Source organism: Pseudidiomarina sp., from assembly GCF_048268165.1.
Taxonomy (GTDB): Bacteria; Pseudomonadota; Gammaproteobacteria; order Enterobacterales; family Alteromonadaceae; genus Pseudidiomarina.
On record NZ_JBLWWA010000001.1, the window covers coordinates 1,371,083 to 1,387,085 of the forward strand.

Annotated in this window: 12 protein-coding genes; 3 read left to right on the forward strand and 9 right to left on the reverse strand. The window is 47.8% G+C overall.

Going from position 1 to position 16,003, the window contains the following annotated elements; all coding sequences use genetic code 11:
• Positions 1-55: 55 nt before the first annotated feature.
• The 3 genes from pyrC to ACN0UY_RS06565 form a co-directional block, all read right to left on the reverse strand.
• Positions 56-1,093, reverse strand: a complete 1,038-nt coding sequence (gene pyrC, locus ACN0UY_RS06555; RefSeq protein WP_417665877.1) for a dihydroorotase — start codon at positions 1,091-1,093, stop codon at positions 56-58.
• A gap of 40 nt (positions 1,094-1,133) precedes the next feature.
• The gene (locus ACN0UY_RS06560) at positions 1,134-3,461 is read right to left on the reverse strand and encodes a diguanylate cyclase (RefSeq protein WP_417665878.1); all 2,328 of its coding nucleotides are present in this window, start codon (positions 3,459-3,461) and stop codon (positions 1,134-1,136) included.
• A gap of 115 nt (positions 3,462-3,576) precedes the next feature.
• A complete protein-coding gene (locus ACN0UY_RS06565) occupies positions 3,577-4,161 on the reverse strand; it encodes a thymidine kinase (protein WP_417665879.1) in 585 nt (194 codons plus the stop codon).
• Positions 4,162-4,286: 125 nt separating this feature from the next.
• Here ACN0UY_RS06565 and ACN0UY_RS06570 point away from each other — a divergent pair, with 125 nt between their 5' ends.
• A complete protein-coding gene (locus ACN0UY_RS06570) occupies positions 4,287-5,516 on the forward strand; it encodes an adenosine deaminase family protein (RefSeq protein ID WP_417665880.1) in 1,230 nt (409 codons plus the stop codon).
• A 3-nt stretch (positions 5,517-5,519) separates the two neighbouring features.
• On the opposite strand, the gene ACN0UY_RS06575 is transcribed toward ACN0UY_RS06570, so the two are convergent.
• From ACN0UY_RS06575 to ACN0UY_RS06590, 4 genes are all read right to left on the reverse strand, one after another.
• Positions 5,520-7,967 carry a putative bifunctional diguanylate cyclase/phosphodiesterase gene (locus ACN0UY_RS06575; RefSeq protein WP_417665881.1) on the reverse strand — a complete coding sequence of 816 codons (2,448 nt, stop codon included), beginning with the start codon at positions 7,965-7,967 and terminating at the stop codon, positions 5,520-5,522.
• Complete coding sequence (locus ACN0UY_RS06580) at positions 7,964-8,899, reverse strand: hypothetical protein (RefSeq protein ID WP_417665882.1); 936 nt, start codon at positions 8,897-8,899, stop codon at positions 7,964-7,966. Before ACN0UY_RS06580 ends, ACN0UY_RS06575 begins: the two co-directional genes overlap by 4 nt.
• A gap of 204 nt (positions 8,900-9,103) precedes the next feature.
• Positions 9,104-9,679, reverse strand: a complete 576-nt coding sequence (ssb, locus tag ACN0UY_RS06585; protein ID WP_417665883.1) for a single-stranded DNA-binding protein — start codon at positions 9,677-9,679, stop codon at positions 9,104-9,106.
• 22 nt (positions 9,680-9,701) lie between these two features.
• On the reverse strand, positions 9,702-11,087 hold the full coding sequence (locus tag ACN0UY_RS06590) for an MFS transporter (protein ID WP_417665884.1): 1,386 nt from the start codon (positions 11,085-11,087) through the stop codon (positions 9,702-9,704).
• Between the two features lie 117 nt (positions 11,088-11,204).
• Between ACN0UY_RS06590 and uvrA the strand changes: the two genes are divergently transcribed.
• Both uvrA and glsA read left to right on the forward strand, forming a co-directional pair.
• Entirely contained in the window at positions 11,205-14,036 is a 2,832-nt protein-coding gene (gene uvrA / locus ACN0UY_RS06595) for an excinuclease ABC subunit UvrA (protein WP_417665885.1), read from the forward strand.
• Positions 14,033-14,989, forward strand: a complete 957-nt coding sequence (gene glsA, locus ACN0UY_RS06600; RefSeq protein WP_417665886.1) for a glutaminase A — start codon at positions 14,033-14,035, stop codon at positions 14,987-14,989. The genes uvrA and glsA overlap by 4 nt, the downstream gene beginning before the upstream one ends.
• Here the strand turns inward: glsA and ACN0UY_RS06605 are convergent.
• Together ACN0UY_RS06605 and ACN0UY_RS06610 are read right to left on the reverse strand one after the other, a co-directional pair.
• Positions 14,986-15,750: a hypothetical protein gene (locus tag ACN0UY_RS06605; RefSeq protein WP_417665887.1), complete on the reverse strand. Its 765-nt coding sequence runs from the start codon at positions 15,748-15,750 to the stop codon at positions 14,986-14,988. The genes glsA and ACN0UY_RS06605 overlap by 4 nt on opposite strands.
• 140 nt (positions 15,751-15,890) lie before the next feature.
• Positions 15,891-16,003 (reverse strand): hypothetical protein (locus tag ACN0UY_RS06610; RefSeq protein WP_417665924.1); only part of this gene is annotated, 113 nt, incomplete at its 5' end.

The following is a 16,003-nucleotide window of genomic DNA, read 5'->3' on the forward strand; positions in this document are numbered from 1 at the left end:
AGGGGAATTTCTAGCTTGTTAAATTGTTCAGCCGCTTGTTATTTTTGCGTTATATTTATTTTAGCTGCCAATTTAACATCTCGCCAGCCCAATACGGCACCATGGGTCCCACCGCAGTTGATACAGATTCTGGAACTCGCCAAGGTTTGCGCACTAAAGTAACTGTCGATGTTGCTCTTGCGTAGCCGTAAAAATCTGCACCAAAACCGCTGGCAAAATTTTCCAATTTGTCCAGCGCATCCATTTGCTCAAAAAACTCTGCATACAACGGTAACGCTGCCGGGGCTGAGTAGCAACCAGCGCAACCACACGCGTTCTCCTTCTTCGACTGAGCATGTGGTGCTGAATCGGTACCGAGAAAGAATTTAGGGCTCCCAGAAACCGCTGCACGACGCAACTCTAGCTGATGTTCGCGACGTTTTAATATTGGCAAGCAATAATTATGTGGTCGCACACCACCTACTAAAAGATGATTACGATTCATCAATAAGTGCTGCGGTGTAATGGTGGCGGCAACATTGTTACCGTGCTCTTCAACAAAGGCCACGGCATCGCCGGTAGTAATGTGTTCAAGCACCAGCTTTAAGGTCGAATGACGTTGCAAAAGAGGCCGTAAGTAGTTATCTATAAAGACTTTTTCACGGTCAAAAATATCCACATCAGCAGTGGTTACTTCGCCATGAACCAATAAAGGAACCTGCAGTTTTGCCATTTCAGCAAATACAGCGTCCAACCCATTTACATCGGTCACGCCAGCCGCTGAGTTCGTGGTGGCACCCGATGGATAAAGTTTAAAACCAATAACATGTGGATCGGCTGCAGCCGCTTGCACGGTTTCGATGCTGGTATCTTGAGTCAAGTAGAGTGCCATCAGCGGCTTAAATGAATTACCGGCGGGCCGCTCGGCTTCAATACGTTCACGGTACGCGCGAGCCTGCTCAACAGAGGTAACCGGTGGAACAAGATTGGGCATAATTACAGCACGCCCAAAAACAACTGCAGTAGCAGGAACTGTGGTGGCTAACAGCTCACCGTCGCGAAGATGAAGATGCCAATCGTCGGGCGTGGGGATTGTTAGCTCAGTAACCTGCATATCTACCTCAAGTTGTGTTTCGATGGTTATTTCACCGCCATTATACCTCGTCTGCGGCAATACAGCGATTACGACCTTCAGATTTTGCTTGGTAAAGTGCTTTATCTGCGCGTGCGAACCATCTATCTACATCATTATCGGTTGTCATCAATTGTGCTACCCCGATACTAATCGACACGGGAATGATTTTGCCGTCCCATGAAAATTCAGTTTTTTCAACGGCTTTACGAACACGCTCGGCAGCCTGCATGGCCTGATTGATGTCAGCATGCGGCAGTAAAATACCGAATTCCTCGCCACCTTGGCGGCCCAGCAGATCACCATCGCGCAGCACTTCCTTGGCTACATCAGTAAATTGCTTTAACACTTTGTCGCCAGCAGCATGGCCAAAGGAGTCGTTGACCTTTTTAAAGTGGTCTAAGTCAATAATCGCGACGCTTACAGGCATATCATAGCGTTGCTGCTCTATAAATCGCTGCTCTGCTGCTTCAATAAATACTCGGCGATTAGCAATTTGCGTCAACTCATCAATGGTTGCCATCCGCCGCAGCTCGTCCACCGCAAATTGGCGCTCTTCGTCCATGCGCCGTATATGCATTAACGTACCGAGCGTATTCAGCATCGGTTTCAATGTGGCCAATTGTTCACGCTGATAACCGTTTTCTGAGTTTGCAAGCAGTAACATTCCCACGACGTGTTGTTTAAAATAAAGCGGTAAAATAAGGGCATTTTTCAACTCGGATAACTCGAGTGGATGAAAAATTGCTTCTTCAGGCTGAACTGGGTTGGGACATAACTGTGGTTCCCCCCGCACTAAAACACTCAATGCTAATTCCCCAGTTACCTCAACGTCGATGCCTTGCTTAATAAGTTTTTGATAAGCTGAATTTTTTGTTTCGTTCTCGAGAGTGCGTAAGCCGTGCAACCATAACATATTCCGTGAACGCGAATTATCTGGCAGTTCACCAATCAGTCCAGTTTTGCTCTCCGTTAACTCCATTAACTTGGGCAATGCAACATCGCAGACTTCACTAAAGTCGTTTACAAATAAAAATTCATGTTGCACCGAGCTGACTAAACTCAATACGGCTTCTTGTTGACGACGACGCTGCTCATTCATGACTTCAGATGTAATGTCATGATGAATACCGACCATACGCTGAGCTAAGCCTTGTTCATTCGTTTCAATGACCTTGCCGATGCTATGTAGCCAAATATAATGCCCGTCTCCATGTAATAGACGAAACCGTGACTCAAAGCGTTCTGACTTGCCTTTCAAATGTTTTTGCAATGCTGTTCGTACACGTTGGTAGTCTTGCGGATGAATCAATTCAGCCCATTTGTTGCCAAGCGCATAGTTCTCATCGCGACCCAACATTTCTTCCCAAGTATGATCAACCTCAACCCGTTGATCAAACAAATACCATTCCCAGGTCGCTAAATTCCCTGCCTCTAGCGCCAGCGCAATGCTTTGGTTTGCATGCTGCAAACTCAATTCTAAGTTTTTACGCTTAGTGCTGTCATGCAAATAGCCCCGCACCCGCGCGAGTTTACCGTTGTGATCACGGTCAGCTCGGGCAAAGTGATGCACCCAACGAATGTCTTCTGATGGCGTAACCACGCGGTACTCAATTTCCAACGACTCTTGCTCACCATCAAGCACTGCTTGCATACGCGTTAGTAACTCATCTCGATCTGCAGTATGCACGATGGTTTCATAACGCACTTCTGGGTTAAGTAAGTAAGCCTCGGAATACCCCAACACCCGCTCCACATTTTCCGCAACGTAGATTAAATGCGCTTCAGGTTCGGCTTGCCATACCACCGCCGCTACCGGGCCCTGCGCCAATACCTGTCGTTCTTGCTCGTAGTTACTCATAGCAAAGCGCCCAAGCAGCTCATTTCTAACCCACTCAGCCAAGGTTTCCAACCACTGTTGTTGCTGTGCCGTAAATGTATGAGGTTTTGAATCAATGACACAGAGCGTGCCAATATAAATTTGAGGGGCTATTTCAATAGGCGCGCCAGCATAAAAGCGTATCCCCCCACTGGCGACAACAAACGGATTTTCCACGAAGCGCGTATCTTCTCGCGTGTCGTTGATAACCATCGTTGCGCCCTGCGCTATCGCGTGAGCACACATCGAAACTTCGCGGGGTGTTTCACTTTCATTGAAGCCAACTTTCGATTTAAACCACTGCCTATCGGTATCAACCAAACTAATCAGCGCAGTTTCGACACCGAACAGCTGCTTCGCCATCAGTGTTATTTTATCAAATATTGGTTCCGGCTCGGTGTCTAAGATATCGAGCTCGTGCAGCAAATGCAGGCGTTCCAATTCATTTTTTGGTACCGGTGCTGACTTCATCGACTCTCCGAACAGGTTAATTTTTGTTCTACATCAAATAGTAGCAGACTTTTACCTAGATAATTGAGGTGATTGCAAAAATTAACATATTAAAGTCGTGTTATTGGGGCTTTTTTCATGCATTCCAGTCGAGCTTTTCTTTCCAATGTTTACGGCAGCAAGAGATGTAACGATCATTACCGCCGATGGCAATTTGATCGCCTGCTTTTACTGCATTGCCTTGCGCGTCAATGCGCAAGTTCATGGTTGCTTTACGCCCACAAAAGCAAATGGTCTTCATTTCCGCAACTTTGTCGGCCACCGCCAATAAAACGCCGCTGCCCGGAAAGGCTTTACCAAACGCATCGCTGCGAATGCCGTAACACATCACGGGAATATCCATACGGTCGACCACATCCGTGAGCTGCCAAACCTGTGCTTCGGTCAAAAACTGTGACTCATCAATTAGCACACAGTCTATAGGTTGACGTTGGTGGCGGGCATCAATCAGCGCTGCTAAGTCGGTGGTATTTGAAAACGCCAACGCTTCACGGTCAATTCCGAGGCGCGATGCAATGCGCCCCTGACCTGCTCGATCATCAATCGACGGTGTTAATAGCAGAACGCGTTGGTCGCGCTCTTCGTAATTATGCGCAACTTGCAACAATGAGGTGCTCTTGCCGGCGTTCATTGCAGAGTAGGTAAAATAGAGTGAGGCCATAGATTCCGTTAATCGTTAATTTAATGGTTGTAAGTGTCTACGTTTTTAGGAAAAACGACAAGCGTTAGCGTTCGAATACCTGCAGTTAAATGGTATACTTCGTCAACTTAATCAAGGAGAAGTCAATGACCACAACATACTCCCAAGCCTTTCTAAAAGCCATGCCAAAGGCTGACTTACATCTGCATTTAGATGGCAGTTTACGCCCACAAGGTTTAATTGAAATGGCCAAGCGCAGTGGTGTTGAATTGCCATCCTATACGGTAGATGGTTTGTATGATCTGGTATTTAAAGAGTCCTACCAGAATTTAGGCGAGTATTTGAATGGCTTTCAGTACACGTGTGCCGTGTTGCGTGACATGGAAAACCTTGAACAAGCAGCTTATGAGTTAGCGCAAGATAACCTTGCAGAAGGCGTCATATATATTGAAGCGCGCTTCGCGCCGCAACTTATGATGGACCCAGCCCGCGGAATTGATTTTGACACGGTGATGCACGCTGTAAACAAGGGGCTAGCGCGCGCCAAACATGAATACAATTCGCAAACCGACGTGCGTTCGGGCAACAAGCCGCCTTTTGACTATGGCATCATTAATTGCGCCATGCGTATGTTCGGCAAGAAAGGCTTCTCTCCTTATTACACGCAATTATTTCAAATGCTGCGCGACCATGAGCCAAAGCAAGTTATCAAAACTGCTGCCATGGAGATGATTCGTGCCAGTGTACGCTTGCGCGATGAAGAAGGCTTGCCAATAGTAGGCCTTGATATTGCCGGGCAAGAAATGGGCTACCCTGCGCACGATTTCAAAGAAGTTTATGAATATGCGCACCAAAATTTCCTACTGAAAACGGTGCATGCCGGTGAAGCCTACGGCGCCGAAAGTATTTTTGAAGCCTTAACGCAGTGCTATGCAGACCGACTCGGCCATGGCTATTCGTTGTTTTCACCGGAAATGATTCAAGACCCAAAAATTACAGACAAAGAAGACTATGCACGACGCTTGGCGTCATTTATTGCTGACCGCCGTATTGCCGTAGAAGTGTGTATTACCAGCAATTTGCAGACCAATCCGGATATCGGCGATGTCAGCAATCACAACTTTAAGCACATGTTCAATCACCGTCTTGCAACCGTTATTTGTACGGATAACCGATTGGTTTCACGCACTACGGTAACTCAGGAATATGAATTGGCATTAAGCGCCGTTGATGTACCGTTGAAACGACTCAAAGATATGGTTGCCTATGGCTTTAAGAAAAACTTTTTTGCCGGTGACTACATCGAAAAACGTGCTTATGCAAAGCAGGCGTTGGAGTATTTCGATACTGTGGCAACAGAGCACGGCATAAAATAGGTGTTACTTCGGCAACTGCTGGGGGCGGTTTTTCAGTTCTGCAAAAAAATCGTCCACCGGCATCGGTTTAAAGAAGTAATACCCCTGGCTCACAACTTCACATGAAAGCTGTGTTAAGAAATTAAGTTGCTGCTTGGTCTCAACGCCTTCGGCGACAATACGCAACCCCAAATGTTCGCCCATGGACACGACGGTTTCAACAATCTTCTCTTTGTTGACATCACCAATTCCTTGCACAAAGCTCTGATCAATTTTTAGCTCATCGAGCGGTAGATTCGTCAAATAACTTAACGACGAATACCCTGTACCGAAATCATCAATTGAGAACTGCACGCCGGTTTCTTTCAATGTTTTCATTTTTAGGGTGATGTCTTGCACATCGTCCACCAAAAGGTTTTCGGTTACTTCCAGTATTAGCCGTTTCGGGTCGGCGCCGGTGCGCAAGAGTTGACGTTCAATATAATAAATAAAGTCAAATTTACGAAACTGACGGGGGCTGATGTTGATTGCCAGTGTCAAATCACCGGGCAAGCGAGCAAGCACTTCAAGTGCCTCGGCTAAAATCCACTTACCCAAATCAACAATTAAATCCGTTTTTTCCGCAATCGGAATAAACACCACAGGCGAAACCGCGCCGAGCTCTGGGTGGTGCCAACGGCATAACACCTCAACCCCAACAAAAGTGCCATCAGCAAGTTGCTGCGGTTGTACGTATATTTTTAATTGGTCACTGCCAATAGCTGCGCGAAGTTCTCGTTCAATCTCGAAGCGCTGCTCAAGCTCGTAGCTATAAGCAGGGTTGTATACGATCAACTGATTGCCGCCAGCGTCTTTGGCATTATGAACTGCGGTTTCGGCATGTCGGATTATTGACTCGGCCGTATCACCGTATTCGGGGTAAACAACCATACCCGCACTCGCTGTAACCGTGACATTCTCACCGGAGACAATAACTGGGCGTGCAATTTCATCCAACGCCTCTTTAACCAATACTTTCGAGTGTGCAATGATGTGCTCGCGTTCGCCTCTGGCCGGCAGAATGAATGCAAACAAGTCACCGCCTAAATTACCAAGTTTGGCGTCGTGTTCATAGTTGAGCACCTGACTCAAACGCTCATTAATACTCAATAAGATTTGATCGCCAAACTCAAACCCGCGCACATCATTAATACGTTGCAAGCCGTCAACATCAAACAGCACAACCACTCCAAATTTGCGCGCATCTCGACTACTTAGCATCTCCCGGAGTATTTGCGTGCAATGGGGGCGATTGGGCAGGCCAGTCAAAACATCGAAAAAAGCCAAGTGGTGAACTTGTTCTTCTGCCGCTCTGCGTTCGGTAATATTTTGCTTGCTCGCAAGGTAATTTTTAATTTCGCCATGTTCATCACGCAATGGCGAAATGGTTGCCCACTCGCGATATTCGGAGCCATCTTTTCGCAGGTTATAAAGCTCACCCTGCCATACTTGGCCTGCTGTTAGAACCTTCCACATTGCCTCATAGGTGGTCTTTGACGTGTTCCCTGACGCAAGTATTTTCAGATTCGAGCCAATGACATCATCAGCGGAATAACCTGAGATGTCAGTAAAGGCCTTATTCACATATTCAATGCGAGCATTAAGATCAGTTATGACAATACTGTCGCTACTTTGCTCCACCGCCGCCGTTAAAGTTCGCAGCCGTGCTTCATAGTCTTCACGAGAATGCGCGGCATTCAGTAACGCGTCTGCAAGCAAGCCTAACTCGTTATAGCTCGGTACGTTTAATGTGCCAATAATTTCCCGATCGGCAAAGCGGTCTAACGCTTGCACCAGTGTTTTTACTGGGCGAGCAATCAGGAATTGCAGTCCAGTCCAGAGCATCAAGCCAACGACCAGAATAACCGAGATAAACGCCATCAACTCGTTCATCGCCATTGAATTCAATTGGTACCAGGTATTGTCGTGATAGTATTCCACCACAAATAAGTTTCGACTCAGTTCAGTACTAAGTTGAGAACCTGGCAAAACAGGTACCACAGCCACAAAATGTTTATGGGCAGCATGGTACTCAATGCTGGTTACGCCAGAGCGCGCCGCATTAAGTATTTGTTCGCGTGGCAACTCAGCAATAAATTTATTAAGCTCAGGCGCAACTTGATTGGCCGCATAGAACGCTCTTAACTCGCCGCTTGGACTGAGAATAACGGCTTGCTTCACGCGTGGGTGAACATGCACTTCACTCAATAGCTCAGTGACGGATTCTGTACGATCCAATGAAAACATGCGATTTAGAGAGCCTTGCGCTACTACCACCATTGAGCGTAACTCTAGCTCGGCGCGCTCGAAAGCTTCATCTTGCTGCACACTGATTAGGTAATAACTCAGTGCCGATAGAATCAGCAACGCGGTGACCACAATTGGAATCGTAATTTGCAAACTCAGTCTTTTCCAGTATGGGAGTGCTTTCACAAAATTCCCTCACAGACTGGCAACGGTTTCACCTCGCGCACCACACCTGCCTCAACCAAGTGCCGCGCTACGACATTGTGGATAGTGGCGTAGCGCTCGGCCAAAAACTCCCGACTTGTTGCTGCGTCGTAGAATTTAAGCTGAGCCATTGTGGTGACTAGGTCATTTGTGTTGAGTTCTGACAACTGAGACATCGCGTTAAAAATGTCGGATCCTGGTTGTTGCGCCGCTGCGATTGCCTGATTCCAAGAAGTAGTTACCAACGGATACAGTCGTTTTTTGTGCTGCTGCCAAACATCACGCCGGATGATCACCGTGTCGATAATTTCATCCGGTATTTCAATGCTGGAAAAAACTGGTATTGCACCGGAAGACCGGAGCCGTGTCGTAAACGGTGCGTAAGTCACGAGAAGATCAAAACTACCGCGTGCAAATGCAGTGGCATGACTATTCGGTAGTATTATTTCACGTTCAATTCGCGCGGGATCAATATTGGCTATTTTCAGCCAGCGCGACAATACATAGCGCGCCAAAGCGCTGTCTTCCATACCAACGCGGATTGGTGCATTAGAATTTAACTTCCCGCTAAAATTTGGATGCATCATAATCCCATCGGCACCATTTGAGCTCGATAAAGCCAGTGCAATGCAAAAATCCAAATTGGTCCGCGAATTTACGCTTATCGCATTGTCTAAACTCAGCATTGCCACGCTTGCGGCTTCATTAGTGAGCATGCGCATTACACTGACATCAGAAACCAGCATGGTGATATGCACGGCAGGGGGCTGTTGTTCACGGTGAAGAAGATGTTGCGCATAGTAGGGTTGATACCCCAACCATGAGTTACCCACCACATTAATGGGCTCTTGTTGGTTATTACAGCCAGCTAAAGTCACTATGCTTACACAAACAAGTACAAGCTGCTTTATCACTGAGTTAACCTCGCATGCTGAAAACCAAGATGAATTTAGAAAACTTTAGGTTCGTCGTTCACTTTGAATACTGGGTTGCGCACGTAAGGTTTAATCATAGATGATTCTAGACTAAGAGACCATGTATTTAATACGGGTTAATAAACAAAAAAAAGCCCCTATTGAAAGGGGCTATAGAGATGGGTTGATGGCAATACGGGTTCCTTAGAACGGGATATCGTCATCAAAATCTTGATCTGGAATAAACGGTTCTTGTTCTTGCTTCGGCTGTTGGGCCGGCTGTTGATTGAAGTTTTGCGCAGGCGCTTGGCGTTGTTGACCGCCCTGCTGAGCTGCTGCAGGCTTTTTCCCGCCCTGTTGACTTCCTTGCTGGCCACCAAAACCGCCAGCTTGTTGGCCACCGCCATAACCACCTTGACCACCACCTTGGCCGCTACCAGGACGCCCGTCTAACATTTGCAGATCGTTAATTACAATTTCAGTTGTGTAGCGCTCAACGCCGTCTTGCCCCTGCCATTTACGCGTCTGCAAACGCCCTTCTACGTATACTTTGGAACCTTTTTTCAAGTACTCACCAGCGATTTCAGCTAACCGGCGATAAGCAACACAACGGTGCCATTCGGTTTGCTCACGCGGCTCGCCTGTTTGCTTGTCTTTCCATGTTTCGCTAGTCGCAATTGACAAGTTTGCAATGGCAGTATTGTTTTGTGTATAGCGCACCTCTGGATCTGCGCCTAAATTACCAATGAGAATTACTTTATTTATACCGCGACTGGCCATGCCATCTGCTCCTTCAATATTCTTATGTTCTGTACGGCGCTAACTGCGCCTCTACGTCCGCATCATTGTAATCTGTTTTATGTACTTTTAAATACACTGTATGTTCTGCTGCAACTATGCGCACTTCTTCCACACCGTTAACGTGACTGAGCTGCTCGGCAAGCCCATCTGACTGTGCTTCCGATAACTTCGGCAAGGTATAACTGACACTTTGTTGCTGCGGTGGAGGCTGCATGCCAAAACTAACCACGAACCAGCATAGTAGCAGCACCACACAAAAAATCCCAACACCTAAAAGCCCAAAATGTTGGTAAATTGAGCCGCCGGCGGCACCGCCGATAAACGCCCCTAAAAACTGAAAGGTCGAATAAATGCCACTCGCACTGCCCTTGCGGCCTGCAGGTGCGAAGCGCGTCAATGACGACGGCAAGGTTGCCTCAAGGAAGTTAAACCCAGTAAAAAATAATACAACAGCAATGGCTAAATATGCCCAATGCGCAGGGACAAATGCGATAACTCCTACCGCAATAACAACCAACGCAATCGCAACACGAAAATAGTGCGGCTGCTGTCGTTGTCGCTCAGCTCTAATTAACATGGGTATCATCAAGGCAAACGAGAATAATAGCGTGGGCAGGTAAAGCCAAGCGTGTTCATCCGCAGCCAAGCCACCGCGCATCAATTGCAGCGGTACCACCACGAAAAATGCGGTAAGCACGCAGTGCAATACCAGCACCCCAAAATTAAGGCGAGCCAGTTGCGGATTCTTAAAAAGTTGCCCTAATTCACTCGAAAGCGGGATTAAGTCACCCCGAGCAGATTTCTGCGACACACTTGGTACTGCCGCTAATAACACCACAATACCGAACACAGCACTCACAGCGGTAAAATAAAACAGACCCGACAGGCCTATCTGTGCGCCTAATAGCGGCCCAAGCACTAATGCCAAGGCAAACGACAGGCCAATAAACATGCCGATAGTTGCCATAACTTTTGGCCGCTGTGAGTCGCGCGTGATATCGGCGGCGAGTGCCAAAATAGCCGCAGCTATAGCACCCGTGCCTTGTAACGCACGGCCAATGACAACGCCGACAAGGGTGTCGGCCCATGCGGCCACTAAACTGCCTAAAGCAAATAGAATTAAGCCACCAACAATAACTGGTTTGCGACCGATGCGATCAGACAGCATGCCGAGTGGAATTTGCAGCAAGGCTTGGGTTAAACCGTATGCGCCAATCGCAAGACCAATCAGTAACGGCGTGTAATCTGGGTACTGTTGGCCATAAATTGCAATAACGGGCATGATCAAAAACAGGCCCAGCATACGTAATCCAAACACAGCAGCTAAAGCACCGGAGGCGCGCCGCTCGATGGGTGTTAGTCGGTTGTCTTGGTTTTGCTGTCGCATGAAATTCTCATTGCTGCAGGAAAAAATCGCTGGCCATTGTACCAGAAGGTATCGGTTGTGCGATAATACTCGTTTCATTCAATCGCTTGTCATTGGCAACGGAGAGTTGTAGTTCTCATGGATAAAATAGAAATCCGCGGTGCCCGCACCCACAACCTGAAAAACATCAATGTGACCATACCGCGTGACAAATTGGTGGTTATTACGGGGTTGTCTGGCTCGGGTAAGTCGTCGCTAGCGTTTGATACTCTTTATGCAGAAGGTCAGCGTCGTTACGTTGAGTCACTTTCAGCCTACGCACGTCAGTTTTTATCACTCATGGAAAAGCCTGACGTTGATAGCATTGAAGGGTTGTCACCCGCCATCTCCATTGAACAGAAATCAACGTCTCATAACCCACGTTCAACCGTGGGAACCATTACCGAAATTTATGACTACTTGCGCTTAATGTTTGCGCGTGTCGGTGAACCCCGTTGTCCAACACACGATGTTGCACTGGCGGCGCAAACGGTTTCGCAAATGGTCGACCAAGTATTGGCGTTGCCAGAAGGTGAAAAACTGATGATTGTGGCCCCGATCATTCAGGAACGTAAAGGCGAACACACTAAGGTACTTGAAAACCTTGCCGCGCAAGGGTTTATTCGCGCACGCATTGATGGCGAGCTCTGTGACTTGAGTGACCCGCCAAAATTGGAGCTGCAAAAGAAGCACACCATTGAAGTGGTCGTTGACCGCATTAAAGTACGTGAAGGCCTGGGACTGCGGTTAGCTGAGTCATTTGAAACGGCATTGGAATTAAGTGGTGGCACGGCCTTGGTGGTGCCTATGGAAACTGATTCTGATGTTGCTGATATTGTATTTTCAGCCAACTTTGCCTGCCCGCATTGCGGTTACAGCATGCAAGAACTGGAACCACGGTTGTTCTCGTTTAATAACCCGGCCGGCGCGTGCGGTTCTTGCGATGGGTTGGGTATCGAACAATTTTTTGACCCGGCGAAAGTAGTAACGAACCCAGAACTCAGTTTAACCGGCGGCGCGATTCGCGGTTGGGACAAACGTAATTTTTATTACTATCAAATGCTACAGTCGCTAGCACGCCACTATAAGTTTGACCTCAACAAACCTTTCGCCAATATCAACGAGGAACACCGGCAGGTTGTGTTGTTTGGCAGTGGCAAAGAAGAAATTGAATTCACCTACATGAATGACCGCGGCGACCGCGTTGCCCGCACGCATGCATTTGAAGGGATTATTCCCAACATGCAGCGCCGCTACCGTGAAACTGACTCGATGGCAGTGCGTGAAGACTTGTCGAAATACTTAGCGTCGCAACCATGTAAAAGTTGTAATGGCGCACGGTTACGTCAGGAAGCGCGTCATGTGTATGTGAACAACACAACGTTACCGCAAGTGGTTGAGCGCTCGATTGGCGATGCCCTCGCCTTTTTTGAGCAACTTGAACTTGAAGGTCAGCGCGCTCAAATTGCCGAAAAGATATTGAAAGAAATCAATGACCGTCTTGGCTTTTTGGTCAACGTCGGCTTGAACTACTTAAGCCTTTCACGCAGCGCTGAAACGTTATCCGGCGGCGAAGCACAACGCATTCGACTGGCCTCACAAATCGGAGCCGGCTTGGTTGGCGTCATGTACGTACTGGATGAGCCGTCGATTGGTTTGCACCAACGTGATAACGAACGTTTGTTGGGAACCTTGACGCGTCTACGCGACCTCGGCAACACAGTCATCGTGGTCGAACACGATGAGGATGCTATACGCGCAGCCGACCACGTTATCGATATTGGCCCTGGAGCTGGTGTGCACGGCGGTGAAATCATTGCGCAAGGCCACTACGAAGACATCATGGCCAATGAGGCATCGCTGACGGGTGACTACCTGTCGGGCCGTAAAGCCATAGAGATACCTAAAAAGCGCAACAAGCCCGGTAAGCACTGGGTTCACCTCAAGGGCGCCTCCGGCAACAACCTTAAAGACGTTGATGCTAAAATTCCAACAGGGCTCATGACCTGTGTAACGGGCGTGTCGGGCTCCGGTAAATCAACTCTAATTAACGACACTTTGTTCCGCATTGCGCACCGCGAACTCAACAAAGCGACGGCCAACGAACCCGCACCGTATGCAAGTATCGATGGCATGCAGTTCTTGGATAAAGTGGTGGATATCGACCAAAGCCCAATCGGCCGCACACCACGCTCAAACCCGGCCACCTACACGGGCATTTTCACCCCAATTCGCGAACTCTATGCGGGCACGGAAGAAGCACGTTCGCGCGGCTATAAAGTTGGACGCTTCAGCTTTAATGTGCGCGGCGGACGCTGCGAGGCCTGCCAAGGTGACGGGGTGATCAAGGTTGAAATGCACTTCCTACCTGATGTGTATGTGCCATGCGATGTCTGTAAAGGCAAACGCTACAATCGTGAAACCTTGGAAATTAAATACAAAGGCAAAAGCATTCACGAAGTACTGGATATGACCGTTGAAGATGCGAGAGAGTTTTTCGCACCCATTCCAGCTATCGCGCGCAAATTACAAACACTGATCGACGTAGGCTTGTCCTATATTCGTTTGGGCCAATCTGCGACTACCCTGTCTGGCGGCGAAGCACAGCGGGTTAAGTTAGCCCGTGAATTATCAAAACGCGATACCGGTAAGACGTTGTATATTCTTGATGAGCCGACCACTGGTTTGCATTTTCATGATATTCAGCAGTTACTTACGGTATTGCATCGCTTGCGCGATCACGGCAACACCATTGTCATTATTGAGCACAACCTTGATGTGATTAAAACGGCCGATTGGATCATCGACTTAGGCCCAGAAGGTGGCTCCGGTGGTGGCGAGATTTTGACGGCGGGTGCACCAGAAGATATCGTTGATTGTGAACGTTCGCATACTGCACGTTTCCTAAAACCACTATTGAAGGCGCAATGAGCAAAGATGTGATCAGCGGCGGGCAACCGATTCATGCCCCAGACAACCTTAAACCCTTGTTGGAAAAGATTTTGCAACAAGCCTTAAGCGTGAATGAGGGAAAAGTCGCAGATTACATTCCGGCTTTGGCTGAGGTGAACCCAGAGTTTTGCGCGCTGACGGTGGCTACGCTCGACGGCAATGTCACTTCGGTTGGTGACACCACGACGCCCTTTTCTATTCAGTCGATTTCTAAAATATTCGGACTCATGTTAGCTATGGAACGTTTGGGCGATCCACTTTGGGACCGCGTGCAAATGGAGCCCTCTGGCCAACCGTTCAACTCAATTGTGCAGTTAGAGTGGGAGAAGGGCATCCCCCGTAATCCAATGATTAACGCAGGTGCGATTTTAGTGAGCGATGTGCTTGTTAGTCACTACTCAGCCAGTAAGTCAGCTTTTTTGAGTATGGTACGCAGCTTATGCGGCAGTGATAATGTGTGTGTCGACTCCCGGGTACACGAATCTGAACGCGAACACGGCTCACGCAACTCGGCATTGGCCTATTTGATGAAGAGTTTTGGCAATATCGAATCAGATGTCGAAGAAGTGCTTGATCACTATTTCTGGCAATGCGCATTAACAATGACCACAGAAGACCTAGCGCGCAGCCTAGCGTTCTTAGCGAACCGAGGCGTATGTCCGCGCACCGGCGCCCAAATAACCTCACATAGGGACGCTCAGCGCGTTAATGCGCTATTGAGCACCAGTGGCATGTATGATCAATCGGGACAGTTCGCGTTTACCGTCGGGTTACCAGCTAAAAGTGGGGTTGGTGGTGGAATTATTGCAATTGTACCGGACTACGGCGTGATTTGTGCGTGGAGCCCACCTTTGAATTCATTCGGCAACTCGGCGCGCAGCATGTTTATGATCCGTGAGCTGGCTAACAAATTAGGTTTAAGCGTTTATTAAGACACACTTGGCTCAGCTTTTATTTTAAAGCGTTGATAGATTTCCTCTAATTTGCCTTGTCGTTTTAACTGCTTGAGAAACAGCTTAAAATCTTCCGGGTTCAATGCTTTCACAGTGCTAATCACAGTCCGCAACTTATAAACGCCAAAAGGTTTATCTGACAACAGCAGCTGTTCGCGTTCTGTTTCAGTCAACATGGTCTGAATAAAGTTATCTGTCAACATGATGAGATCAAGGCGTCCATTCATCAGCATACGTAAGTTTGCATGGTGTGAATGGGTTAAGTAAATCCCGTATTGCTCCTCGAGCACACGGTTATCTTTTTCATTGGCTGCAAATGGATAATGATAGCCAACAATACCGCCGAATCGAAGCCCTTTGGTTTCAAAAAACTGCTGACCGCGATTGATTTGCTTCATAGTGACAAAGCGCTCGCGACCAATTAATAAGGGTTCAGTAACTTCCACCCGGTATTCAGCGTTCTGCCAGCCCCAACCCGGATCTTCAAATAAGATCAAATCACAACACCCCTTTTCGCTTAAAGCAAAATAGCGGCCATTTGGCGCAACGCGCTCAAGTGTGAATAGGTACTTATCTTGGATTCTGTTAAGTTCATTCAGCATCTCACCAACAACATGGCTATCCATGGTGTCAGAGTAATACGGTGGGAATTCATATGCCGCGACGCGAACATTGATAGGTTCTGCGACTGCTTGAAGGGCAAAGCCCAAAGCTATTATTGTTGTAATTAAATGCTTCAACGGTAATTACGCTCCATTATCCTTGCATCTATCGTTTACGTTCACAGCAGTAATGTCAAGTTTCGTTAGTCGTTATTGCATTAAAAAAGGGAGCCGAAGCTCCCCTTTCATCAATACCCGTAAACGGATACCTCAGCACATTAAGCGATGATCTTAGATACTACGCCTGCGCCTACTGTACGGCCACCTTCACGGATTGCGAAGCGTAAACCTTCGTCCATCGCGATTGGGTGAATCAGTTCAACAACAAATT